Origin of the sequence: Microbacterium sp. UBA7513 (assembly GCF_002478345.1) — a bacterium.
Taxonomy (GTDB): Bacteria; Actinomycetota; Actinomycetes; order Actinomycetales; family Microbacteriaceae; genus Microbacterium.
The window spans coordinates 78,376-100,805 of the sequence record NZ_DLNJ01000011.1; the positions used below are offsets into that span (position 1 = coordinate 78,376).

At 71.7% G+C, this 22,430-nt stretch carries 18 protein-coding genes; 7 read left to right on the top strand and 11 right to left on the bottom strand.

The features are described from left to right. Positions 1 to 48: 48 nt before the first annotated feature. On the bottom strand, positions 49 to 3,111 hold the full coding sequence (locus B2W79_RS06070; protein WP_292787898.1) for an HtaA domain-containing protein: 3,063 nt from the start codon (positions 3,109 to 3,111) through the stop codon (positions 49 to 51). 163 nt (positions 3,112 to 3,274) lie between these two features. Between B2W79_RS06070 and B2W79_RS06075 the strand changes: the two genes are divergently transcribed. From B2W79_RS06075 to B2W79_RS06085, 3 genes are read left to right on the top strand one after another with little or no spacing between them, the layout of a single operon-like run. Beyond that, entirely contained in the window at positions 3,275 to 4,384 is a 1,110-nt protein-coding gene (locus tag B2W79_RS06075; RefSeq protein ID WP_292787900.1) for a heme/hemin ABC transporter substrate-binding protein, read from the top strand. Then, positions 4,381 to 5,454, top strand: a complete 1,074-nt coding sequence (locus tag B2W79_RS06080) for a FecCD family ABC transporter permease (protein ID WP_292787902.1) — start codon at positions 4,381 to 4,383, stop codon at positions 5,452 to 5,454. Before B2W79_RS06075 ends, B2W79_RS06080 begins: the two co-directional genes overlap by 4 nt. Beyond that, entirely contained in the window at positions 5,451 to 6,224 is a 774-nt protein-coding gene (locus B2W79_RS06085; protein WP_071327798.1) for a heme ABC transporter ATP-binding protein, read from the top strand. The genes B2W79_RS06080 and B2W79_RS06085 overlap by 4 nt, the downstream gene beginning before the upstream one ends. On the opposite strand, the gene B2W79_RS06090 is transcribed toward B2W79_RS06085, so the two are convergent. Continuing rightward, positions 6,221 to 6,589, bottom strand: coding sequence for a sterol carrier family protein (locus B2W79_RS06090; protein WP_292787904.1), 369 nt, complete (start codon positions 6,587 to 6,589; stop codon positions 6,221 to 6,223). The two genes, B2W79_RS06085 and B2W79_RS06090, sit on opposite strands and share 4 nt — an antisense overlap. A 49-nt stretch (positions 6,590 to 6,638) precedes the next feature. On the opposite strand from B2W79_RS06090, the gene B2W79_RS06095 reads away from it, so the two are divergent. Then, on the top strand, positions 6,639 to 7,313 hold the full coding sequence (locus B2W79_RS06095; protein WP_062766139.1) for an NUDIX hydrolase: 675 nt from the start codon (positions 6,639 to 6,641) through the stop codon (positions 7,311 to 7,313). A gap of 47 nt (positions 7,314 to 7,360) precedes the next feature. Next, the gene (gene purD, locus B2W79_RS06100; protein WP_292787907.1) at positions 7,361 to 8,638 is read left to right on the top strand and encodes a phosphoribosylamine--glycine ligase; all 1,278 of its coding nucleotides are present in this window, start codon (positions 7,361 to 7,363) and stop codon (positions 8,636 to 8,638) included. Between the two features lie 69 nt (positions 8,639 to 8,707). On the opposite strand, the gene B2W79_RS06105 is transcribed toward purD, so the two are convergent. The 4 genes from B2W79_RS06105 to B2W79_RS06120 form a co-directional block, all read right to left on the bottom strand. Beyond that, the gene (locus B2W79_RS06105; RefSeq protein ID WP_060922441.1) at positions 8,708 to 9,436 is read right to left on the bottom strand and encodes an amino acid ABC transporter ATP-binding protein; all 729 of its coding nucleotides are present in this window, start codon (positions 9,434 to 9,436) and stop codon (positions 8,708 to 8,710) included. Next, positions 9,433 to 10,917 (bottom strand): amino acid ABC transporter substrate-binding protein/permease, encoded by a 1,485-nt coding sequence (locus tag B2W79_RS06110; RefSeq protein ID WP_292787909.1) that lies wholly within the window; start codon positions 10,915 to 10,917, stop codon positions 9,433 to 9,435. Before B2W79_RS06110 ends, B2W79_RS06105 begins: the two co-directional genes overlap by 4 nt. Positions 10,918 to 11,064: 147 nt before the next feature. After that, positions 11,065 to 12,597, bottom strand: a complete 1,533-nt coding sequence (locus B2W79_RS06115) for a DHA2 family efflux MFS transporter permease subunit (RefSeq protein WP_292787911.1) — start codon at positions 12,595 to 12,597, stop codon at positions 11,065 to 11,067. Then, positions 12,594 to 13,226, bottom strand: a complete 633-nt coding sequence (locus B2W79_RS06120) for a PadR family transcriptional regulator (protein WP_313391163.1) — start codon at positions 13,224 to 13,226, stop codon at positions 12,594 to 12,596. Before B2W79_RS06120 ends, B2W79_RS06115 begins: the two co-directional genes overlap by 4 nt. Positions 13,227 to 13,409: 183 nt before the next feature. Between B2W79_RS06120 and B2W79_RS06125 the strand changes: the two genes are divergently transcribed. Together B2W79_RS06125 and B2W79_RS06130 are read left to right on the top strand one after the other, a co-directional pair. Next, the gene (locus B2W79_RS06125; protein ID WP_292787913.1) at positions 13,410 to 14,285 is read left to right on the top strand and encodes a phosphoribosylaminoimidazolesuccinocarboxamide synthase; all 876 of its coding nucleotides are present in this window, start codon (positions 13,410 to 13,412) and stop codon (positions 14,283 to 14,285) included. Between the two features lie 100 nt (positions 14,286 to 14,385). Then, positions 14,386 to 15,741: a uracil-xanthine permease family protein gene (locus tag B2W79_RS06130; RefSeq protein WP_062766125.1), complete on the top strand. Its 1,356-nt coding sequence runs from the start codon at positions 14,386 to 14,388 to the stop codon at positions 15,739 to 15,741. A 487-nt stretch (positions 15,742 to 16,228) separates the two neighbouring features. Here B2W79_RS06130 and B2W79_RS06135 read toward each other — a convergent pair whose 3' ends face one another. From B2W79_RS06135 to B2W79_RS06155, 5 genes are read right to left on the bottom strand one after another with little or no spacing between them, the layout of a single operon-like run. Further along, on the bottom strand, positions 16,229 to 17,944 hold the full coding sequence (locus B2W79_RS06135) for an acetyl/propionyl/methylcrotonyl-CoA carboxylase subunit alpha (RefSeq protein WP_292787916.1): 1,716 nt from the start codon (positions 17,942 to 17,944) through the stop codon (positions 16,229 to 16,231). After that, positions 17,941 to 19,491 (bottom strand): urea amidolyase family protein, encoded by a 1,551-nt coding sequence (locus B2W79_RS06140; RefSeq protein ID WP_071327805.1) that lies wholly within the window; start codon positions 19,489 to 19,491, stop codon positions 17,941 to 17,943. The genes B2W79_RS06135 and B2W79_RS06140 overlap by 4 nt, the downstream gene beginning before the upstream one ends. After that, positions 19,491 to 20,291: a putative hydro-lyase gene (locus tag B2W79_RS06145; RefSeq protein WP_071327806.1), complete on the bottom strand. Its 801-nt coding sequence runs from the start codon at positions 20,289 to 20,291 to the stop codon at positions 19,491 to 19,493. The genes B2W79_RS06140 and B2W79_RS06145 overlap by 1 nt, the downstream gene beginning before the upstream one ends. Before the next feature lies 1 nt (position 20,292). Continuing rightward, a complete protein-coding gene (locus B2W79_RS06150; RefSeq protein WP_292787919.1) occupies positions 20,293 to 21,057 on the bottom strand; it encodes a LamB/YcsF family protein in 765 nt (254 codons plus the stop codon). 1 nt (position 21,058) lies between these two features. Further along, positions 21,059 to 22,336: an NRAMP family divalent metal transporter gene (locus tag B2W79_RS06155; protein ID WP_071327808.1), complete on the bottom strand. Its 1,278-nt coding sequence runs from the start codon at positions 22,334 to 22,336 to the stop codon at positions 21,059 to 21,061. Between the last annotated feature and the right edge of the window lie 94 nt (positions 22,337 to 22,430).

Consider the following 22,430-nt stretch of genomic DNA (forward strand, 5'->3'; position numbering starts at 1 on the left):
ACCGCCCTCCCCGATCACCGGGGAGGGCGGTTCCGATAGCCGCCGGACTCAGACCTCGGTCGTCGTCTCGGCCGGCTCCCCCCTCCGAGTGCGACGCACGATCAGTACCCCGCCCGTCGCGGCCAGCGCCACGACCACCAGACCGCCCACGATCCAGGGCCACACCGGAGCTTCCTCGGTGGCGACCGGCGCGCTGATCGCGGTCACCGCCGCGTCCGCCTCGGCCTCCGGCTCGGGCTCCTCGTCGGCGGGAGTGCCGCAGGCGCCGTCGACCGGGATCACGGCGGAGACCGGGTCGAGCTCCTCGCCCGCCTCATACGTGCCGAACGCGGAGGCACCGGCCGAGGTCAGCGTCGTGGGAACCGCATCGAGGGTCAGCGCGCCGTCGACGACGGCGGCGTCCGCGAGGGCGAACTCGGCGAGACGCACGCCCTCTTGCGCCACGGCCTCCCCAGCCTGAGTGGTCCCGGTCACGTCGAAGACGAGGTAGCCGGTGTCGCCCGTGAGCTCGACCCGCGCGTTCGCCAGCGTCGTGTTCAGCGCCCCATCGTGGCCCGTGAAGGTGATGCTGCCGCCGTAGGTGACCAGGCCCGAGCCCGCCGCGTCGTCCAGCGAACCGGTGCCGTTCGACCACACGAAGGCGGGGTACTCGTAGGCCACGTCGGTGAGCGTCCAGCCGCCCCGCGCGATGCCCTCGATGTACGTGCGGAACGACTCCTTGTAGCCCCAGTGCAGGGTCGCCCCCTCGACCGTGCACACGCCGATCTCCGTGGTCGCTCTGGCGAGCGTGAACGCGAGACCGCGATCGACCGAGCCCTGGAAGGTGAGCGTGTGCTCGCCGTCCGCGAGTGTGGCCGGGAGGGCACCCGACCACGTCGCGACGCCCGCCGCGTCGGCCGTCACCGTGCCGAGCAGCACCGGGGTCGAGTACACGACCACCTTGATGCCCTCCTCGTTCGCACGGAAGCCGGAGGCGGAGACCGTGGCCGTCTTCCCGGCGGCGAGCGCGGCGAGGTTCTCCTCGTCGACCTCGATGCCGGCCGCCGTCGGCGCGGTCGTCGGGAGCGTGGCCTTCGGGACGACCGCGGCCGCCGCGACCGTTCCCGTCGTGCCCGACGGAGCGGCGGCGACGGAGCCGATCGTGAACGAGACGGGGGCGAGCGTGGTGCCGTACCCCGAGAGCACGCGGTCGCGTCCGGCGTCCGTGAGGGCGGCAGGTGCCGCCGTGTAGGTGACGGCGCCACCGGCCGCGGTGCGGACGGCGCGGGAGAGGTCGAGGGTCGCGAACGGCACCTGCGCACCCCCGCTCGTCACGAACAGCGTGGCGGAGGACGCCGAGGTGAGCCGGATCATCGGATCGGCGACCGTGACGTCGAGCACCCCGTGGTGGCCGGTGAAGCGCACAGCGCCGCGGTAGACGACACTGCCGCGTCCGGAAGCCGCGTCGAAGTCGCCGCCCACGGTCTGCCCGAACTGGAACTGGCCGCCGGACCGCGTGGCGCCCCCGGAGACGGTGATCGTGCCCTGGGCGATCGGTCCGGTGATGTAGTTCGTGAACGAGGACGAGATGGCCCAGCGCAGCGACCCGCCGGGGACGCTCGCGGCCGGCTTCGTCGGCGTCACCGGGGGCTTCGGCGTGACCGGGGGCTTCGGCTCGGTCGGCTTCTCACCGAGGAGTGCGCGCCACTGCGCGTCGGTGACGGTGACGGTGGAGCGTGCGTAGATGGTGTCCGCGTTCGGCATCGTGTGCTGCTGCCAGACGATCACCTCGTAGGCCTTCGACCGGTCGAGAGCACTCGCGGCCGCGGTCAGGTCGGCGCTGAAGCCGCCGCCGGTGATGCCGCGCACGTACTGCATCGCGAGGAAGCCGCCTCCGGCGGTGACATCGGCCTCCGTGCCCTTCTCGATCAGCGCGGCGTAGGCACCGGCGACGGCACCGAGCTTCGTCGCCGCGGCCGTGACCGTGAGGCCGTCCTCGGCCGTCGCCGCCTTCACGGTGGTCGTCAGCCCCGAGGCGATGCGGTAGTCGAGAGCGACGCTGCGCTCCTGGTCGGCGTTGACGACACCGCCTGCCGGGTAGGTGTACACGCCGTAGGAGCCAGGCGTCGCCGGGGTGTCCTTCAGCGTCAGCGCGACCTGGAACGAGCCCTCGGGCGAGATGTCCACCCACTGTGCGCGGATCGCACCCTGGTACTGCGTCGGGACCTGGGTCAGCACATCCTCGGCGAGCGCCCAGGCCTGAGCACCGACCGAACGCGCCGAGGACGGCGCCCCCTGCGAGGGCTGCCACGTCGCGGCAAAGTTGCCAAAGACCACATAGGCGCCCTGGGGCAGGTTCGACGGGATCGGGACGCCGCGTCCGCCGACGTTCGCGGTCGGGTCGTATCCGGTGCCCTTGACGACGATCGCGTCGCCGGCCTGGAGGCGAGCGCCCGCAGCGGGCGTCGTGCCGTCGGCGAGGAACACCTCGATGGCGGCTTCGGCGGGCGCCGGCTCGGTCTCACCCGGGGCCGTCTCCCCCGGCTCCGTCTCACCCGGAGTCGTCTCCCCGGGCTCGGTCTCGCCCGGCTCGGTCTCGCCCGGCTCCGTCTCCCCGGGCGCGGTCTCGCCCGGCTTCGTCTCGCCCGGCGCGGTGGGCGTCGTTCCGAAGATCGTGTCCCACTGCTCCGGCGTCACCGTGACGTCGCCGCGGCCGTAGATCGTGGCGGCTGACGGCGCGGAGTGCTGCTGCCAGACGAGCACCTCGTACGTCTTCGTCCGGTCCAGGGACGCGATTGGCGCCTGCAGCGTGAAGGAAGCGGCCCCCTGCTGCACGCTCGGGAAGGGCAGCGCGAACGCGGCGTAGCCACCACCGGCGGAGATGCCGCTCTCGGTGCCCGACACGATCAGTGCGGCATAGACGCCCGTCACGTCGGGCAGGCCCTCAGCCCGCACCTGCACGGTGAGGCCGCTGGTGTCGGCGGACGACACCGCCGCGGTGACGGTCGCCGCAGCCGCGTGGGCCGGTGGGCTGACCATCGCTCCGGCGGCGACGAGGACGAAGGAGACGAGGGCGGCGAGCAGGACACGCAGGCGTGTGCTCGCTGATGGGGTGTGTGCTGTGGCGTTCACGGTTCTCCGCGGCGCGCCGGGCGCGATCGATCGTGCGCTCCCGGCGGTGCCGCACGGCAGTCGGGCGAAGGTGGAGTTTGGTTAGGCTTGGCTAAGCAAGCCGCCGATCCTGAGCGTAGAGGGGTGCCAGTGAGGGCGTCAAGTTTTAGGATAGCCTTGCCTAATGCGAAGCGCTCCTGCCCTGCTTCTCGCCGCCGCTTTGGCCCTCGGACTGGCCGCGTGCGCCGGGTCGGACTCCGGCCCCGGGTCGGCGGCACCCCCTGTCGACGACGCCTGCCCTCAGGCTTCGACTCCTCTCGCCGATCTGGACCTGGTCGCCGACGTGCGCGCAGCGACGGGCCCCTCGACCGCGTGCCTCGCGAGTCACGCGGTCGCGCCCGTCGATGACGACACCGCCCCGGCGCTCCCGGTCACCGTGACCGACAGCGAAGGCCGCGAGGTCGAGATCACGGATGTCGACCGCATCCTCCCGATCGACATCGCCGGCACGATCGCCGCCACGGTGTTCGCGCTCGGGCTCGGCGATCAGGTCGTCGGACGCGACGCGTCCACGCAGTTCCCCGGTACCGAGGACCTTCCGGTCGTCACCAAGACCGGGCACACGCTCAACCCGGAGGCGATCCTCGAGCTGGCCCCGACCGTCGTCCTCACCGACTCCACGATCGGCCCGAAAGAGGTCCGCCAGCAGCTGCGGGATGCGGGCATCGCGGTCGTCGTCATCTCCAGCGACCGACGGATCGACACCACCGCCGCGCTCGTGACGGAGATCGCCACGGCCCTCGGCGTCCCGACGCGCGGCGCGGCGCTCATCGCCCGCCTCGACGCCGAGCTCGACGCCGCCATCGCGGAGATCGCCGACGTCACCCCGCCCGCCGAGTCAGACCGCGCCCGCATGCTCTTCCTGTACGTGCGCGGGAGCGCCAACGTGTACTACATCTTCGGCGAGGACTCCGGGGCGGACTCCCTCATCGATGCGGTCGGCGGTGTCGACGTCGCGGAGGAGATCGGCTGGGAGGGCATGAAGCCGATGACCGCGGAAGCACTCGTCGCCGCGCAGCCCGACGTGCTCGTGATGATGACGGACGGGTTGGAATCGGTGGGCGGCGTCGACGGGCTCCTCGAACGCATCCCCGCCATCGCCGAGACCCCCGCAGGAGCACATCGCCGCGTGATCGACATGGCGGACGCCGAGATCCTCAGCTTCGGCCCCCGATCGGCCGCCGTGATCAGCGCCCTCGCGCGGGCCCTGTACGCGCCGGAAGCGGCCTCGTGACCGGCGAGGTCGTCACCCCGACGCCGACCCGGCATCGAGGACTGCGCTTCGCGACGGTCGTCGTCGCCCTCGTCATCGGCCTTCTCGTCACGGGCGTCGCGTCGATCACCAGCGGGCAGTACGACCTGTCCCCGACCGCGCTCCTGGACGTCCTCCTGCGCGGCCTCGGCATCGACACCGCCGGGACTCCCGCCGCGGCGACCGACGACGGCGTGATCTACAACCTCCGCCTCCCCCGCCTGGTCCTCGGCCTGCTCGTCGGCGCCGCGCTCGCGGTCTCCGGCGTGCTCATGCAGGCCATCTTCGGCAACCCCCTCGCGGACGCCGGCGTCGTCGGCGTCTCCTCCGGCGCGGCGCTCGGGGCGGCGGCCAGCATCACGTTCGGCCTGGCCACCTTCGGCATGTGGACGACGCCCGCCTTCGCCTTCCTCGGCGGTCTCGCGGCCGTCTTCTCCGTCTACCTCCTGAGCCGCTCCGGGGGCCGCACCGAGGTGGTCACGCTGCTGCTCACCGGCATCGCGATCAACGCCATCGCCGGCGCCGGCATGGCCTTCCTCACGTTCCTCGGCACGACCTCGACGCGCGAGCAGATCGTGTTCTGGCAGCTCGGCTCGCTGAACGGCGCCCTCTGGTCGAACATCCAGCTCGTCGCGCCGCTCGTGGCGATCGGGGTCGTCGTCGCCCTGATCGTGGCGCCGGGTCTGGATCTCTTCGCCCTCGGCGAGCGCACCGCCCGACATCTGGGCGTGCCGGTCGAGCTGCTGCGGATGGTCGTCATCGTCACGGTGGCGCTGCTCGTCTGCGCCGCAGTCGCCTTCGCGGGGATCATCGGGTTCGCCGGTCTCGTGGTGCCCCACCTCATGCGCATGCTGATCGGCCCCGCACACCTCCCGCTCGTGATCGCCTCCGCCCTCGGCGGCGCCCTCCTCATCGCGGCCGCCGACCTCGTGGCGCGCACGGCCGTACCGCTCGCGGACCTCCCCATCGGCATGATCACGTCCCTCGTGGGCGGCCCGTTCTTCCTCTGGCTTCTCGTGCGGACGCGGCGGCAGTCGGGAGGATGGGCGTGAGCCCGCGCCTGCGGGGCCAGGGGCTCACGGTGCGCGTCGGCGACGGACGCGCCATCCTCGACGACACGGCCATCGACATCCACGCCGGCGAGGTGCACGCCCTCGTCGGGCCGAACGGCGCGGGCAAGTCGACCCTGTTCGGCGTGCTCGCGGGGGACGTCGCTCCGGTGTCCGGCACCGTCCTCCTCGACGGCAGCCCCGTCGCGGGGACGCGCGCCCGCGATCTCGCCCGGCGACGCGCCGTGCTGCTGCAGGAGAACGCCGTCACCTTCCCCTTCACGGTCGAGCAGGTCGTGCGGATGGGACGCACGCCGTGGGCGCGGAGCCCGGTCGCCGAAGAGGATGACAGCGTCGTGGCGACGGCGATGGCGACGACCGAGGTCACGGCGCTGCGGGAGCGCTCCGTCCCCTCGCTCTCCGGCGGTGAGCGCGCGCGGGTGGCGCTGGCCCGTGTACTCGCCCAGGACACCGGGATCCTGCTGCTCGACGAGCCGACGGCAGCCCTGGACCTCAAGCATCACGAAGACGTCATGCGGGTGATCCGCAGACGGGCGGAGGCCGGGGTCGCGGTCGCGGTCGTGTTGCACGACCTCAACGCCGCTCTCGCGCATGCCGACCGCGTCACTCTGCTGGCGGGCGGTCGGGTCGCCGCCACCGGCACGCCGGCCGAGGTCCTCACGGCCGCACGGATCGAGGAGGTCTACGGGCAGCCCGTCGACGTCTTCCCGCACCCGCACACCGGAGTGCCGCTCGTCGTCGCCCGGCGCTAGGGGCGCAGCGGGAGGACTCCGGTGAGATCCGCGCGCGTGCCCGAGGCGTGGATGCGTCCGGCCGTGGCGGCATCCGTCCACGCCTCCGCGCCGGTCGCGACCGCGATCCAGGTGGCGGCGTCCATCTCCACGACGTTCGGCGGAGTCCCCCGCGTGTGCCGCGGCCCCTGGATCACCTGCACGGCTCCGAACGGCGGGACGCGCACCTCGACGCTGTTGCCCGGCGCCTTCTCATCGAGCAGCTGAAGCAGGTAGCGCACCGCGGTGGCGAGCTCCGGCCGCGTCGGCTTCGTCCCGGCGGCCTCCGCGTCGCGCACGGCACCGAGCGCCGCGCGTCCGTCGACGATGTCGATCTTCCTGGCCATCCCCCCACCCTAGATCCGCCGCGGCGGCCCCGGTCATAAGCTCGATGGCATGAGCATGCATCCCCAGGGCGCCCGCGCCGAGCTGCTCGCCGCCGCGGCCGACCACTCCTGGAGCGTGCCGATCCCTCCGCTCGCGGATCCGGGCCGCGCCCATGACGCCTCGGTGCTCATCCTCTTCGGCGTCCTCGACCGCATCCCCGCACCGACCGTCGATGCGGCCGTCGCCCGCGACCTCGACGTGCTGCTGCAACGCCGCGCGCCCACCCTCTCCTCGCACCCGGGGCAGGTCTCCTTCCCCGGCGGACGCGCCGAAGCGGCCGATGCCGACGCGGTCGCCACCGCGCTCCGGGAGGCCGAGGAGGAGACCGGCCTCGATCCCGCGGGAGTCGAGGTGCTCGCCACGCTTCCCGTGATCCCCCTCGCCGCGAGCAACCACCTCGTCACCCCTGTGCTCGCCTGGTGGCAGTCGCCGTCCCGCGTCGTCGCGGTCGACCACGCGGAGACCGTCGAGGTGTTCCGCGTCCCCGTCGCCCAGCTCCTCGACCCCGCGACCCGTTTCACCTCGACCCTGTCCCGCGCCGGGCGCACGTTCCGCGGACCCGCGTTCGACGTCGACGGCACGATCGTGTGGGGTTTCACCGCCATGGTGCTCGACGCCCTGTTCGATGCCACCGGCTGGACCGTGCCCTGGGACACGGCGGACGAGCGTCCCATCGAGCTCTGACCGGGACCCACCGGAACCCCGCGCACGCGCCTCGATAGGCTGGACGGGTGAAGATCCTCGTCCTCGGTTCCGGTGCCCGTGAGCACGCGATCATCCTGGCGCTGCGCGCCGAGTCCCCCGCGCACGAGATCCTCGTCGCCCCCGGCAACGCCGGCATCGCGCAGGACGCGACACCCGTCGCCCTCGACCCGCTGGACGGCGCCGCGGTGACGGCCTTCGCGAACGAGCACGCGATCGACCTCGTCGTCATCGGCCCGGAGGCCCCTCTGGTGGCGGGCGTCGCGGACGAGCTCCGCGGACGGGGTATCCCCGTGTTCGGGCCGGGCAAGGCCGCCGCGCAGCTCGAGGGCTCCAAGGCCTTCGCCAAGCGGGTCATGGACGCCGCCGGCGTGCCGACGGGCCGCGCGGTCCGGGCCGCCACGGTCGGCGAGGTCGAGGCCGCGTTCGACGACCTCGGCGCCCCCTACGTCGTCAAAGCCGATGGGCTCGCCGCGGGCAAGGGCGTCATCGTCACCTCCGACCGCGCCGAGGCCCTGACTCACGCGGAGCAGTACCTCCCGGCCGGCCCCGTCCTCGTCGAGGAGTTCCTGTCCGGACCCGAGGTCTCGCTGTTCTTCCTCAGCGACGGCGACACCGTGCGCGCGCTCAGCCCAGCACAGGACTTCAAGCGGGCCCTCGACGGCGACGCCGGCCCCAACACCGGCGGTATGGGGGCGTACTCCCCCCTGCCCTGGCTCGCGGAGCAGTTCGGCAGCGAGCAGGCATTCGTGGAAGAGGTCACCCGCGACGTCGCCCTTCCGGTCGTCCGCCAGCTCGACGCCGAGGGCACCCCGTTCATCGGCCTCCTCTACGCCGGTCTCATCCTCACCCCGCAGGGCGTGCGGGTGATCGAGTTCAACGCGCGCTTCGGCGACCCGGAGACCCAGGTCGTGCTGCCGCGACTGGAGACCCCGCTGTCGCAGCTCCTCTTCGCCGCCGCCTCCGGCACCCTCGAGGACCAGCCGGAGCCGGTGTTCCGCGATGAGGTCGCGGTCACCGTGGTCCTGGCGAGCGAGGGGTATCCGGAGGCGCCGCAGACCGGGCGTCCCATCGAGGGTCTGGACGATGCGGCCGCCGTGGAGGGGGTCCGACTGGTGCACGCCGCGACCGCGAGTCCCGACGCCCCGGGGGGTTCGCTCATCGCGACGGGTGGCCGTGTGCTGAACGTCGTCGCCGTGGCCCCGGACTTCCGCACCGCCCGCGACCGCGCCTACGACGCCCTCGGCCGCATCCGCCTCGAGGGGTCCCACCACCGCACCGACATCGCTGCCCGCGTCGCTCGCTGACCGCGTTGAAGTAGCGCAAATGGCTGCATCCCAGCCGGGAATGCAGCCATTTGAGCGACTCGAACGGGGTCAGAGAACCTTCGACAGGAAGTCCTGGAGGCGCTCGTTCTTGGGGGCGCCGAACAGGTCGGCGGGAGTGCCCTCCTCGACCACGACGCCGCCGTCCATGAACACCGTGCGGTCGGACACCTCGCGGGCGAAGCCCATCTCGTGGGTCACGAGCACCATCGTCATGCCGCCCTCGGCGAGGTCGCGGATGACCTGCAGCACCTCGCCGACCATCTCCGGGTCGAGGGCGCTGGTGGCCTCGTCGAACAGCATGATCTCCGGGTCCATCGCGAGTGCACGGGCGATGGCCACGCGCTGCTTCTGACCGCCGGAGAGCGACGCGGGCTTCGCGTCCGCCTTCTCCGACAGGCCGACGCGCTCGAGCAGCGACCGAGCGCGGTCGCGGGCCTCGGCCTTCGTCATGCGGCCGAGCTCGACCGGGGCGAGCGTGATGTTCTCCAGCACGGTCATGTGCGGGAACAGGTTGAAGTGCTGGAACACCATGCCGATGCGCTGGCGCACCTCATCCAGCTTCACGCTCTTGTCGGTGAGGTCGACCCCGTCGATGATCACGTGCCCCGACGTCGGCTCCTCGAGCTTGTTGAGGCAGCGCAGCAGCGTCGACTTGCCCGAGCCGGAGGGGCCGATCACGGCGATGACCTCGCCGTCCTCGACCGTGAGATCGATGCCCTTGAGCACCTCGTTGTCGCCGAAGGACTTGTGCAGGTCCCTGACCTCGATCTTGCTCATGCGTTGGCCTTCCTCTCCAGGCGGTTCGCGAGCAGCGTCAGCAGCGTGATCACGACGAAGTAGATGATGGCGACGATCGTCAGCACCTGCGCCGAAAGATACGTCGAGGCGATGATCTGGCGCGAGACGAACGTCAGCTCGGCGAGACCGATGACGCTGATGAGCGAGGTGTCCTTCAGCGTGATGATGCCCTGGTTCACGAACGACGGGATCATGATCCGGAACGCCTGCGGCAGCACGACCTTGCGCATCGTCTTCCAGTGGCTGAGGCCGAGCGAACGCGACGCCTCCGCCTGACCGGGGTCGACGGCCTGGATGCCGCCGCGGATGATCTCCGTCATGTACGCGCCGGTGTTCAGCGACAGGGTGATCGCCCCCGCGACGAACGGGTCGAACTTCAGGTCGGGGATCAGCTGCGGGATGGCGAAGAACACGAAGAACGCCTGGATTAGGATCGGGGTCCCGCGGAAGACGTAGACGTAGGCCGTCGCGATCCAGCGGAACGGCGCGAACTTCGACAGGCGCCCGAAGCCGAAGATGATCCCGAGGATGAACGCCGCGATCACCGCGACGATCGTGGCGAGGATGGTGAGCCACAGACCCTGCATCAGGGCCGGCCAGTACTTCACCGCGACCGAGATAATGTCGGTGGGCTGCGCCTCCTGCGCGTCGTCACCCGTCGCGAGGTAGGTGTCCACGATCTCGTCGTACTCGCCGGAGTCCTGCAGGTTGGCGAGGCCGGCGTTGAACATCTCCAGGAGCTCGGCGTTCTCGCCCTTGTTGACTGCGAAGCCGTACTCGCCGCCGAGCGCGGGCTCGCCGACCAGGCGGAAGCCCGACCCCTGCTGGATGCCGTAGGCGAGCACGGGGAAGTCCTCGAAGTAGCCGACGGCCTGACCTGCCTTGACCGCATCGACCATGTCGGTCGTGTCCTGGTAGGGCGTGATCCGGAAGCCGTACTCGTCGGCGTTCTCCTCGGCGAAGGTCTGCCCCTGGGTGCCGGTCTTGACCGCGACGGTCTTGCCGTTCAGGTCGTCGAGGGACTGGATGTCGCTGGACTCGAGCACCCCGAGCTGCACGCCGCTGGTGAAGTACGGGTCGCTGAAGTCGAAGGTCTGCTGGCGCTCCTCGGTGATCGACATCCCGGCCATGACGGCGTCGACCTGGTTCGACTGCAGCGCCTGCACCGCGGCGTCGAAGCCGAGCTGGCGGATCTCCACGTCGAAGCCCTGGTCCTCCGCGATCGCGCGCAGGAGGTCCATGTCGATGCCGACGAGGTCGCCGGACTCGTCCGTGAACTCGAACGGCGCGAAGGTCGTGTCGGTGCCGATGACGTAGGTCTCGCCGTCGTCGGCCGCGGTGGCGGGCACGGCTCCGGCGAGTAGTGCTCCGGCGGCGACGAGCGCGGCGAGAGCGGTCGCGCCGGCGGTGCGGCCGAACCGCCGCAGACGGCTCGGCGGAGAGGATGGATGGCGGCTCACGTCGAGTGCTCCTCGGGGTTCGGAAGGGCGACCCGGCGGCCGCCGACCATCCACCCTAACCCCGCGCCTCTCGCGCGCCGGAATCTCGGCGCGACCCCGAACGCCGCCGGAACCCGCGTGGATACCGGCGTGTCGGGGTCATCGCGGTCACGCCGGAGGGGTCGCGGTGACGGCCTCGTCCGTCCGATCCTGCCCGCGGAGGAACAGCGAGGCGACCAGCGCGATGAGGATGACGCCGGCGGGCAGCAGCAGGGTCTGGGACATGCCGGCCGCGAAGCCCTCGGCGACTTGCGGCGGCAGCGCGCCGCTGCCCGTACCGGCCGGAGCGTCGGCCAGACCGGGGAGGTTCGCCTCCAGCCGCGACTGCATGAACGCGGCGATCGAGGCGGAGCCGATGACCGAGCCGATGGTGCGGGTGGTGTTGTAGATGCCCGCGCCGGCACCCGCCTGTCGCGGCGGCAGCTTGCGCGTGGCCGTGGTCGCCAGCGGCCCCCACATGCCCGCGTTGCCGATGCCCATCAGCGCGGACGGCAGCAGGAACATCAGGATCGGGGTGTCCATCGTGGTCAGTGCGGAGTACCAGACCAAGGCACCCGCGACGCAGAGCAGACCGGGGACGAGGATGATGCGCGGGTCGACACGATCCAGGATCTTCCCGGCGACCGGCGCGAGCACGCCCGACAGCACGGCCATCGGGATGAGCAGCATCGCGGCCTCGGTGGGGGTGAGGCCGCGCGCGGTCTGCAGGAAGAACATCATCGGCAGCGACATGCTCGTGACCGTGAAGCCGACCGCGGCGATCGCGACGTTCGCGCCGGAGAAGTTCCGGTCGCGGAAGAGCGCCAGCGGCACGAGGGGCTCGCTCCGGTTGCGCGCCTGCTGCACGATGAAGAGCGCGAGCACCACGACGCCGGCGATGATGAGGCCCCAGACCGAGATCGGTCCCACGATGGTCCCCCAGTCGTACTTCTCGCCCTCCTGCAGCCCGAAGACGATGAGGAACAGCGCGAGCGCGCTGAGGACGACGCCGACGAGGTCGAACCGGTGCGGGTGCGTCTTCAGCTTCGGCACGAGGATCCAGGCGAGCACGAAGGCGACCACGCCGACGGGGAGGTTGACGAAGAAGATCCACTCCCACCCGAAGCCGTCGACGAGCAGGCCACCCGCGAGGGGGCCGACGAGCGTGGCGACGCCGGCCGTGGCACCCCAGAGGCCCATCGCCGCGCCGCGCCGGTTCGGCGGGAACGTGCGGGGGATGACGGCCATGGTCTGCGGCGTCATGAACGCGGCGCCGAGACCCTGGACCGCGCGGGCCGCGATCAGGCCCTCGAGCGTCGTCGACAGTCCGCACCAGAGCGAGGCGAGGGTGAAGACCGCGAGCCCGATGAGGTAGATGTTCTTCGGACCGAAGCGGTCGCCGAGTCGCCCCGTGATGAGCAGCGGCACGGCGTAGGCGAGCAGGTAGGCGCTGGTGACCCACACGACGTTGTCGAGGTTGTTCGTGTCGGGGTCGAGGGCGGCCTTGATCGCCGGGTTCGCGACGGAGACGATCGTGGTGTCGACGAGGATCATGAAGAACCCGATGACGAGCGCCCAGAGCGCCGGCCACGGACTCTTCGGCGCGTGACCGGCGGCGAAGGGCCCCGTCTCGGGCCCCGAGGTCTGGCGGGAATCGGTCATTGCTGTGCAGCCTTTCGCTGAGCGCGGTAGCGGTCGGTGTCGTCGAAGGCGTCGGGGCCCCAGCGGAGCTCGTCGCCGTCGAGGCGGGTGAGGAGGGTGTCGAGCCAGCGGAGCTCGGCGTCGAGCAGCGCCTCCTGCCGTTCGATCTCGACGAGGACCTGCGGCGGGACGCCCTTGGTGCGGGCGGCGGCGAGGCCGTCGTGGTGCAGCGCGTACGAGGCGACGAGCGCCTCCCGTCGCTCCTGCAGCAGCGCGACGGCCTCGTCGCGGTCGAGGTTGTGCGACTCGGCGAGCGCGACGCGGGCGTCGGTCTCGCGGTCGATGCGGGGGAGGGCACGACGCACCCACGCGACCACCGCCTCCCGACCGGCGTCGGTGAGGGTGTAGGTCGTCCGCTCCGGTCGGTTGCCCTCGCGATCCGTGCCGACCTCGTCGAGCAGACCCGCCCGCTGGAGCCGCGCGACCGTGTGGTACAGCGTGCCGTTGGTGACGGTGATGAGCCGGTCGTCGTGACGCGCGCGGAGCAGCCGCACCATCTCGTACGGGTGCATGTCGCTCTCGCGAAGCAGCGCGAGCACCATCACCCCGAGGGGCGTGAGTCCCGCCACCACATCCCTGCTCTTCCCCACGCCTCTCCCCGATCTGCTGTCGCCCCGCACGAATAGTCCACATGGACTATACACCCGCCCTGCCTCCGCCGAGACCCCGTATTTCCGCCGAGACCCCGGGGTCGCGACGCGCACACCCCGGGGTCTCGACGCGAACGCGGGGTCTCGGCGCGGAAGAGCACGCATCACCGGGATAATGGGCGGGTGAGCACACCGTCCGCAGGAAACGCGCAGGCCATCCCCGGGTGGCGACACCTCTACTCCGGAAAGGTCCGCGACCTCTATGCCTCGGAGGACCCGGCAGACACCCGCATCCTCGTCGTCGCGTCCGACCGGGTGAGCGCCTTCGACGTCGTGCTCTCCCCCGGCATCACCGACAAGGGTGCCCTGCTGACCCGCCTCAGCCGCTGGTGGTTCGCCCAGCTCGACGCGCCGAACCACCTCACGGACGGCGACCTGCCGGAGGAGGTGGCCGATCGCGCCATGCTCGCCCAGTCGCTCGAGATGCTGCCGATCGAGTGCGTCGTGCGCGGGTACATCACCGGCTCCGGCTGGGCCGAGTACCAGCAGCACGGCACCGTGTGCGGCATCGCCCTGCCAGCAGGGCTGCAGAACGGCGACCGTCTCCCTGAGCCGCTGTTCACCCCGGCTTACAAGGCACCGATGGGCGAACACGACGAGAACATCACGTTCGACCGCGTCGTCGAGCTCGTCGGGGCGGACCGGGCGGCCGAGCTCCGCGACGCCTCGCTCGCGATCTACCGTCGGGCCGCGGCCATCGCCGAGGAGAAGGGCCTCATCCTCGCCGACACGAAGTTCGAGTTCGGGACCGACGCCGACGGCACCCTCCGCCTTGCCGACGAGGTCCTCACGAGCGACTCCTCCCGGTACTGGGACGCCGAGGCCTGGCGCACGGGGTCGACCCCGGCCGAGCGGATGGCGAGCTTCGACAAGCAGATCGTGCGCGACTGGCTCGCGGCGAACTGGGACAAGCAGGGCGAGCCCCCCGTGCTGCCCGAGGAGGTCGTGGCACGGACGGCCGCCCGGTACCGCGAGCTCATCGACCGCCTCGGCGCCTGACGCCGCGCTCCCCGCGACCGCGGGACGCACAGGGAAAACTCAGGAATCGGTAGTGTTGCTCCAGCACTCCGCCCCCGATCCCGAACCCTGAGGAGCCCGCATGGCTTTGTGGAAGCTGCACGGAAACGGCCGCACCGTCGAGCCCGGCGCCGTCGTCACCCCCGAGGAACGTCTGTCCTGGCCCGCGACCATCGCCATCGGCGCCCAGCACGTCGTCGCCATGTTCGGCGCCACGTTCCTCGTGCCGACGCTCACCGGCTTCCCCGTGTCGACCACGCTGCTCTTCAGCGGCATCGGCACGCTGCTCTTCCTCCTCATCACGAAGAACCAGCTGCCGAGCTACCTCGGCTCCTCGTTCGCCTTCATCGCCCCGATCACCGCGGCCGTCGCGGCGGGCGGCACCGGCTCGGCCCTCGCGGGCGTGGTCGCGGTGGGCGTGCTCCTGGCGGTCGTCGGTCTCGTCGTGCAGTTCGTCGGCCTGCGCTGGGTCGATGCCCTGATGCCCCCGGTCGTCGCCGGTGCCATCGTCGCGCTCATCGGATTCAACCTCGCCCCCACCGCCTGGAGCAACTTCGCGCTCGACCCCGTGACCGCTACGATCACCCTCGTCGCGATCATCCTCTTCGCGGTGCTCTTCCGGGGCTTCCTCGGCCGCATCTCGATCTTCCTCGGCGTCGCCGTCGGCTTCATCTGGGCCGCGTTCAACGGCTCGTTCGAGGTGCCCAACCCGCTCCGTGGCGACAAGACCCCGGCGGAGCTCATCGCGGACGCCCCCTGGATCGGCCTCCCGCACTTCCAGTTCCCGGACTTCGTCGAGCCGGGGACCTGGTCGACCATCGCGATGTTCCTGCCCGTCGTGCTCGTGCTCATCGCGGAGAACGTCGGTCACGTGCGCGGTGTCGCGACCATGACCGAAGACCCCGCGATCAACCGTCACACCGGTCGCGCCCTCATCGCCGACGGTGTCGCCACGACCATCGCCGGTGGCTTCGGCGGCTCGGGCACCACGACCTACGGCGAGAACATCGGCGTCATGGCCGCGACCCGCGTGTACTCCACCGCCGTGTACTGGGTGGCGGGTCTGTTCGCGATCCTCCTGGCGTTCTCGCCCAAGGTCGGCGAGGTGTTCAACTCGATCCCCGCGGGCGTGCTCGGCGGGGCGACGACGGCGCTCTACGGCCTCATCGGGATCATCGGCATCAAGATCTGGGTGGACAGCCGGGTCGACTTCTCACGTCCGGTCAACCAGTACACCGCAGCGGTGTCCCTTGTGATCGGCATCGCCGGGTTCACGATGCAGCTCGGCGACTTCGCCTTCGGCGGGATCGTGCTCGGGACGGTCGCGGCGCTGCTCATCTACCACCTGGGCAACCTCATCGCCCGCGCGCGCAAGACGGGCGCCGACGACCCGAAGCCCCTCGAGCCCGTCGGCCCCCTCGGCGGCGACCCCGCGTAGGTTGCGTCCCGTCCCTGAAGCGTGCGGGACGGCTTTCGCCCCTTCCGCACCCCGCGGAGGCCCGTTTTCGCACTCCCACCAGGTGTCGGAGGCGTGAGCGAGCCCGGGGCGTTCACGGTCCGGATGGAGAACGCCCCCTCCTCTCACGAGGAGGGGGCGTTTTCGCGCTCGCACGGTCTTTGGGTCGGTCGAGTTGCGTGCGGGATCACAAGGGGGCTCTCCCGGGCTGCGGGAGGGCCGGTTTTGCACTCTCCAGACAGGAACATCATCGCACTCGCACGCGGGATGTTCCCGGGTCGGAGGGGGCGGGATCGAGAACGGGCGTGCCCGGCGGGCGGGAGGACCGTATTCGCACTCTCACGCGGGAGGCGCCGCCGGTGTCAGCGGGTGCGGGATCGGAAAGGGGCGTCTGAGGGGTGTGGGAGGGGTGTTTTTGCACTCCGCACGCGGAGGGGCGGGACGGGACGGGGTGGGCCGGGGGCGGGGGTCAGGCGATCGTGGCGAGGAGGGCGTCGGCGGAGAGGGTCGCGCCGGTGTCCGCGCGCGGGGTGAGCGTGCCGGCGCGGTGCGCGGTGATCGTGGTCTCCATCTTCATCGCGTCGAGCACGGCCACCGGGTCTCCCTCGGCCACCACGGCCCCGTCATCGACGAGCCAGCGGACGAGCGTGCCCGGCGCGGGAGCCCGCAGCTCGGAGGGATCCGCTGACGGCACGGGGGCCGCGACCTCACCCGCCGAACGACCGATGCCGGACAGCAGCTCCGCGGGCAGACCGAGCATCACGCGGCGGCCGTCGATCTCCACCGGGAACCGCTGCAGCCCGGAGACCGGGGCGACCGCGGGGCGAGGCTGCGCCTCCAGCACCGGGAGCAGCACGGTCTCGATCCACTGGGTGTGCACGGCGAAGGTCGCGGTCGCGAACGCGGGATCGTCGATGGCGCGGAGGTCGAACGGGATCACGGTCGCCGGACCCTCGACGGCGAGCTCGCGCAGCGCCCGACGCGCCCGCACGAGGGCCGCGTCCCGGGTGTCCGCGTGCACGATGAGCTTCGCGATCATCGAGTCGAACGCGGGCTGCACGGTGTCTCCGGCCTCGATGCCGCTGTCCCACCGCACGCCGGGTCCACCGGGGATCCGCAGGCCGTCCACCCGTCCGGGGCTGGGCAGGAATCCACGGCCGGGGTCTTCGGCGTTGATGCGGAACTCGAACGCATGCCCGGTCGGCGCCGGGGTCTCGGTGAACGACGGCCCCTCGCCGAACGCGATGCGGAACTGCTCGCGGACGAGGTCGGTCCCGGTGACCTCCTCGGTCACGGGGTGCTCGACCTGCAGCCGGGTGTTCACCTCGAGGAACGAGATCGTGCCGTCCGCGGCGAGGAGGAACTCGACCGTGCCGGCGCCGCGGTACTGCACCTCGGCGCAGATCGCCCGTGCCGCGTCGTGGAACGCCGTCCGCTGCGCCTCCGTGAGACCGGGCGCAGGAGCCTCCTCGATGAGCTTCTGGTTGCGGCGCTGCATCGAGCAGTCGCGGTCGCCCACGACGACCACGCCGCCGCGCCCGTCGCCGAGCACCTGGACCTCGATGTGCCGCGGGCTCTCCAGGAAGCGCTCCACGAAGCACTCCCCGCGACCGAACGCGGCGGTCGCCTCGCGGGTGGCCGCGTCGAACGCGTCGGCGACCTCCGCCAGCTCGCGGACGACCTTGAGCCCGCGACCTCCCCCGCCGAACGCGGCCTTGATCGCGATGGGCAGGCCGTGCTCCTCGGCGAACGCCACCGCCTCCTGCGGCCCGGACAGCGGCTGATCCGTGCCCGCGGCGAGCGGAGCCCCCACGCGCTGCGCGATCCGGCGCGCGGTCATCTTGTCGCCCAGCGCGTCGATGCTCTCCGGCGAGGGTCCGATCCAGACGAGTCCGGCGTCCTCGACGGCTCGCGCGAACGCGGCGCTCTCGGAGAGGAAGCCGTAGCCCGGGTGCACGGCGTCCGCGCCGCTGCGGCGGGCCGCGTCGATCAGCGCCTCGACCGACAGATACGTCGTCGCCGCGGTGTCGCCGCCGAGGCCGATCGCCTCGTCCGCGAGCCGCACGTGCAGGGCATCCGCGTCCTGATCGGCGTAGACGGCGACCGACGTGTAGCCGGCCTCCGCGCACGCGCGGATCACGCGGACCGCGATCTCGCCGCGGTTGGCGATCAGCACAGAGGTCATGAGGTCTCCTTGACGGTGAAGCGCACCCGCACACCTGGCGGAAGCTGGGCGGCGAGATCGAGGCTGCGATCGGTGAGGGCACCGATGATGGGATAGCCGCCGGTGAGCGGATGATCGGGGAGGAAGAGCACGGGCTGACCGTCCGGCGGCACCTGGATGGCCCCGGTCACGGCACCTTCGCTCGGCAGCTCGCCGCCGACCGCGCGTTCCAGGGGCACGTCGCCGTGCAGGCGGATGCCCACCCGATCCGAGCGCGGCGTGACCGTCCACTCCTGCGCGGTGAGCGCCTCGACGCCGGCGGCCGTGAACCAGTCGTCGCGCGGGCCGAGCGTGATCTCCAGCGAGGCCAGCTCCCCGGATGCGGGAAGCGCGCGCGGCACCGGGTCCGGCTCGACGGCCGACACGGCGGCAGCCCCGATCGGAATGAGATCACCCGCGGTCAGCGGCGCGGGACCCAGCCCGGCGAGCGTGTCGGTCGCGCGGCTGTCGAGCGCCGCCGCCGGAGCGAAGCCGCCGCGGACGGCGATCACGGACCGGAGACCGCGCTCGGGATGGCCCAGCGTGAGCTCGTCGCCGTCGACGGTCGCGAACGGCACCCCGGGGAGGAGCGTGCGCTCGATGCCGTCGATGTCGGTGAGCGTGAGCGAGCCCGTGGCCCCGGTGACGGCGGCGACGCCTGCGCCGTGGAAGCGCAGCACGGCCCCACCGACGCTCTCCAGCACAGCCGCGGCCGGCGTGTTGCCCACGGCCCGGTTCGCCGCGCGCATCGCGACGCGGTCGGCGACGCCGGAGGCCGAGACGCCCAGCGCCGCGAAACCGGGGCGTCCCGCGTCCTGCACGAGGAGCTGCAGCGACGGTCGCACGACCTCGACCGCCGGACCGTCCCCGCGACGGGCGACCCGCGTCGCGTCGGCCGCTGCCGGCGACGCTGCGACCGACTCCCGCTCCGCACGCACGAAGCGCACGCGGCGACCCGGGGCGAGCAGAGCCGGCGGGTCGCGGTCGATGTCCCACATCTCCAGGGCGGTCCGTCCGATGAGCTGCCAGCCGCCCGGACTCTCCCGCGGATACACACCGCTGAACGCTCCGGCGAGCGCGACGGAGCCGGCGGGCACCCGGGTGCGGGGCGACGACCGCCGCGGCACGTCGAAGAGGGGATCGCCGCTCACGGCATAGCCGAAGCCGGGAGCGAAGCCGGAGAAGGCGACCCGCCAGTCGGCGGCGAGGTGACGGGCCACCAGCTCCTCCGCCGAGACGTCGAGGAGCGCGGCCACCTCATCCAGATCCTCCCCGTCGTAGCGGACCGGGATGGTGACCTCGCCCGCATCGGGCAGCGCCGCGGCATCGACCTCGGTCGCGGCGAGCGTCTCGGCCAGCGCGGCGGCGGAGGTGCGGTGCGGGTCGAAGCGCACGAGCACGGTGCGGGCACCGGGGATGCGCTCCAGGACACCGGGCACGTCGCTCCATGCGAGGTTCAGCCGCATGGCCTGCTCGAGGTCGTCCGCCTCGACGAGCAGCGCGCTGTCGGAGGCCGTGAGGATGCGCATCAGACCCGGTACTCCGCATCCGGCACATCGGTGACGAACATGTACCCCGGGGCGTGGGTGACGGCGAACGGCGGCTTCGACGCCATGATCGCCGCCTGCGGGGTCACGCCGCACGCCCAGAACACGGGGACCTCGCCGGGGCGGATCTCGGGGGCGTCGCCGAAGTCCGGCGCCATCACATCGGCGATGCCGAGCGACGCCGGGTCGCCGATGTGCACCGGCGCACCGTGCACCGCCGGGGTGCGCCCGGAGATCTGCACGGCATCGGCCACGCGGTCCGCGGCGATCGGACGCATCGAGACCACCATCTCGCCGCGCAGCCGTCCGGCCGGGGTGCAGTCCACCGCCGTGCGGTACATCGGCACGTTGCGTCCGAGCTCCTGATGACGGATCGGGATCCCGGCCTCGACGAGCCCCGTCTCGAACGTGAAGCTGCAGCCGATGAGGAAGGCGACGAGGTCGGGATGCTCGTCCCACGCCGCCGTCGCGTCGGACACCTCCTCCACGAGCTCGCCGTCCCGCCAGATGCGGTACCGCCCGATGTCGGTGCGGATGTCGCTGCCCGGCGCGAGCCGCGACTCCACCTCCCCCTGCTCGATCACCTCGAGGACGGGGCAGGGCTTCGGGTTGCGCTGCGCGTAGAGGAGGGTCTCGAAGGCCCAGTCCGCTGGCACCGCGATGAGGTTCGCCTGGGTCAGCCCCGGGGCGACGCCGCTGGTCGGGGCGGAGTGGCCGGCGCGGTGCGCCGCACGGGCGGCGCGGGCGTCGACGAGCTGGGCGGGAGTCGCGAGCACGGCCATGTCAGGCTCCGGCGAACGGGGCGATCGTGATGCCCTCCGCCTGCAGCAGGCGCTTCGTCTCCGCGGCCATCGCCACCGAGCCCGGGCTGTCACCGTGAACGCAGATCGACTGCGCGGACACGGCCACATCGGTGCCGTCGATCGCCCGGATCACGCCGTCCGCGGCCAGGCGCACCATCCGCTCGGCCACCGCGGTGGGGTCATGCAGCACGGCCCCCGCCTCGGAGCGGGAGACGAGCTGACCGTCCGGCTGATAGGCCCGATCGGCGAAGGCCTCCGCGGCGACCGCGAGCCCTGCCCGCTCGGCGACGTCGAGCACGACGCCGCCGGCGAGACCGAGCAGCACGAGCGAGGGGTCGATCGCCTTGATGGCCGCCACGACGTCCATCGACTGCCGCTCATCGCGGGCGATGGTGTTGTAGAGCGCCCCGTGCGGCTTGACGTAGGAGACCCGCCCGCCGACCGCCGCGGTGAGCCCGAGGAGCGCACCGAGCTGGTACTCCACGTGCGCCTGCAGCGTGGCCGAGTCGATGTCGACCTTCGTGCGCCCGAAGTTCTCGTAGTCGCGGTACCCGGGGTGGGCGCCGATCACGACGCCGCCGGCGACGGCCGCGGCCAGGGTCTCCCGGATCCCCTCCGGGCTGCCCGCGTGGAACCCGCACGACACGTTCGCGCTCGTGACGATCTCGAGCATGCTCGCGTCGTCGCTGACGATCCGGTCGGGGACGTTCTCGCCGAGGTCCGAGTTCAGGTCGATGGTCGCCATGTCACGCTCCGATTCCGAGGAAGGCGAAGATGGGGCCGATCGAGACGGCGCCCATGTACCAGGTGAGCGCGGTCACGACGGTGCCCGCGATGAGCAGCCACATCGGGTACTTCCGGTCGCCGAGCAGGTCGCGGCGGAACCAGCCGATGTACATGAACACCGTCAGCCCGATGGGGAGGATCAGGCCGTTGAAACCGCCGACGAAGACGAGGATCGCGGCCGGGGCCGTGCCGATCGCCAGGTAGACCGCCAGCGACACGACGATGAACGCGACGGTGGCGAGCTGCAGCGGCCAGCCCCCGCGGAGCTTGGCGGTGAACGTCGAGAGGAAGGTCGCCGACGTGTACGCGGCACCGATGACCGAGCTGATCGCGGCGGCCCAGAAGATCGCGCCGAAGATCCGCAGACCGGCGTCGCCGAGGACCGCACCGAACGCCTGCCCGGCCGGGTTGGCGGCCTGCGAGGAGAGGTCGAGCGCCACGCCGGAGGCCACCACGCCGAGGATCGCGAGGAACAGCACGTAGCGCATGATGCCGGTCACGAGGATGCCGTTGGCGGCGGCGCGCATGACGGGCTTCGCGTACTGCGGGCCCACGTGACCGGAGTCGAGGTAGCGGTGGGCGCCGGAGTAGGTGATGTAGCCGCCGACCGTGCCGCCGACGATCGTCGTGATGGTGGCGAAGTTGAGCTGGTCGGGCACGAAGGTCTGCCGCAGCGCGTCGCCGATGGGCGGCTGGGCGATGAGGGCGACGACGAGGGTCATCACGATCATGCCGACGCCGAGGACGATGAGGACGACGTCCATCACCTTGCCGGCCTTCTTCACGAGGAAGATGATGATCGCGAGGGCCGCCGTGAGCGCGCCGCCGAGCTTCGGGTCGATGCCGAGGAGGGCGTTCAGGCCCAGGCCGCCGCCGGCGATGTTGCCGATGTTGAACGCGAGCCCGCCGATGACGACGAGGACGGCGATGACGTGGCCGGAGAAGGGGATGGCGCTGTTGGCGAGCTCGCCGGCGCGCTTGCCGGACGAGGTGATCATCCGCCAGATGTTCAGCTGGACCGCGATGTCGACGAGGATCGACACGAGGATCGCGAACGCGAACGCGGCCCCCATCTGGGCGGTGAACGTCGCGGTCTGGGTGATGAAGCCGGGGCCGATGGCGCTCGTCGCCATGAGGAAGATGGCACCGATGACGGCGCTGCGGCCGGCGCGCTTTTTCGCGTGGGCGGCGCGGGCTTCGTCCTCGGGGGTGAGGGCGGGGGCGGACTGCTCGGACATAGGGGGGTCCCATCGTCGTTGGTGGGTGTCGGGTGACCCCCAGGGTAGAACGGACAGAACCTGATTGTTCAACAATCATGTTTCCGTCGTGCTA

What these genes read in the sequence shown, in the direction of transcription:
- B2W79_RS06075 (WP_292787900.1), top strand. Translation starts at nt 3,275, where the DNA reads ATGCGAAGCGCTCCTGCCCTGCTTCTCGCCGCCGCTTTGGCCCTCGGA.
- B2W79_RS06115 (WP_292787911.1), bottom strand. Translation starts at nt 12,597, where the DNA reads ATGACCGATTCCCGCCAGACCTCGGGGCCCGAGACGGGGCCCTTCGCC.
- B2W79_RS06155 (WP_071327808.1), bottom strand. Translation starts at nt 22,336, where the DNA reads ATGTCCGAGCAGTCCGCCCCCGCCCTCACCCCCGAGGACGAAGCCCGC.
- B2W79_RS06090 (WP_292787904.1), bottom strand. Translation starts at nt 6,589, where the DNA reads ATGGCCAGGAAGATCGACATCGTCGACGGACGCGCGGCGCTCGGTGCC.
- B2W79_RS06150 (WP_292787919.1), bottom strand. Translation starts at nt 21,057, where the DNA reads ATGGCGACCATCGACCTGAACTCGGACCTCGGCGAGAACGTCCCCGAC.
- B2W79_RS06105 (WP_060922441.1), bottom strand. Translation starts at nt 9,436, where the DNA reads ATGAGCAAGATCGAGGTCAGGGACCTGCACAAGTCCTTCGGCGACAAC.
- B2W79_RS06135 (WP_292787916.1), bottom strand. Translation starts at nt 17,944, where the DNA reads ATGACCTCTGTGCTGATCGCCAACCGCGGCGAGATCGCGGTCCGCGTG.
- B2W79_RS06095 (WP_062766139.1), top strand. Translation starts at nt 6,639, where the DNA reads ATGAGCATGCATCCCCAGGGCGCCCGCGCCGAGCTGCTCGCCGCCGCG.
- B2W79_RS06130 (WP_062766125.1), top strand. Translation starts at nt 14,386, where the DNA reads ATGGCTTTGTGGAAGCTGCACGGAAACGGCCGCACCGTCGAGCCCGGC.
- B2W79_RS06140 (WP_071327805.1), bottom strand. Translation starts at nt 19,491, where the DNA reads ATGCGCATCCTCACGGCCTCCGACAGCGCGCTGCTCGTCGAGGCGGAC.
- B2W79_RS06145 (WP_071327806.1), bottom strand. Translation starts at nt 20,291, where the DNA reads ATGGCCGTGCTCGCGACTCCCGCCCAGCTCGTCGACGCCCGCGCCGCC.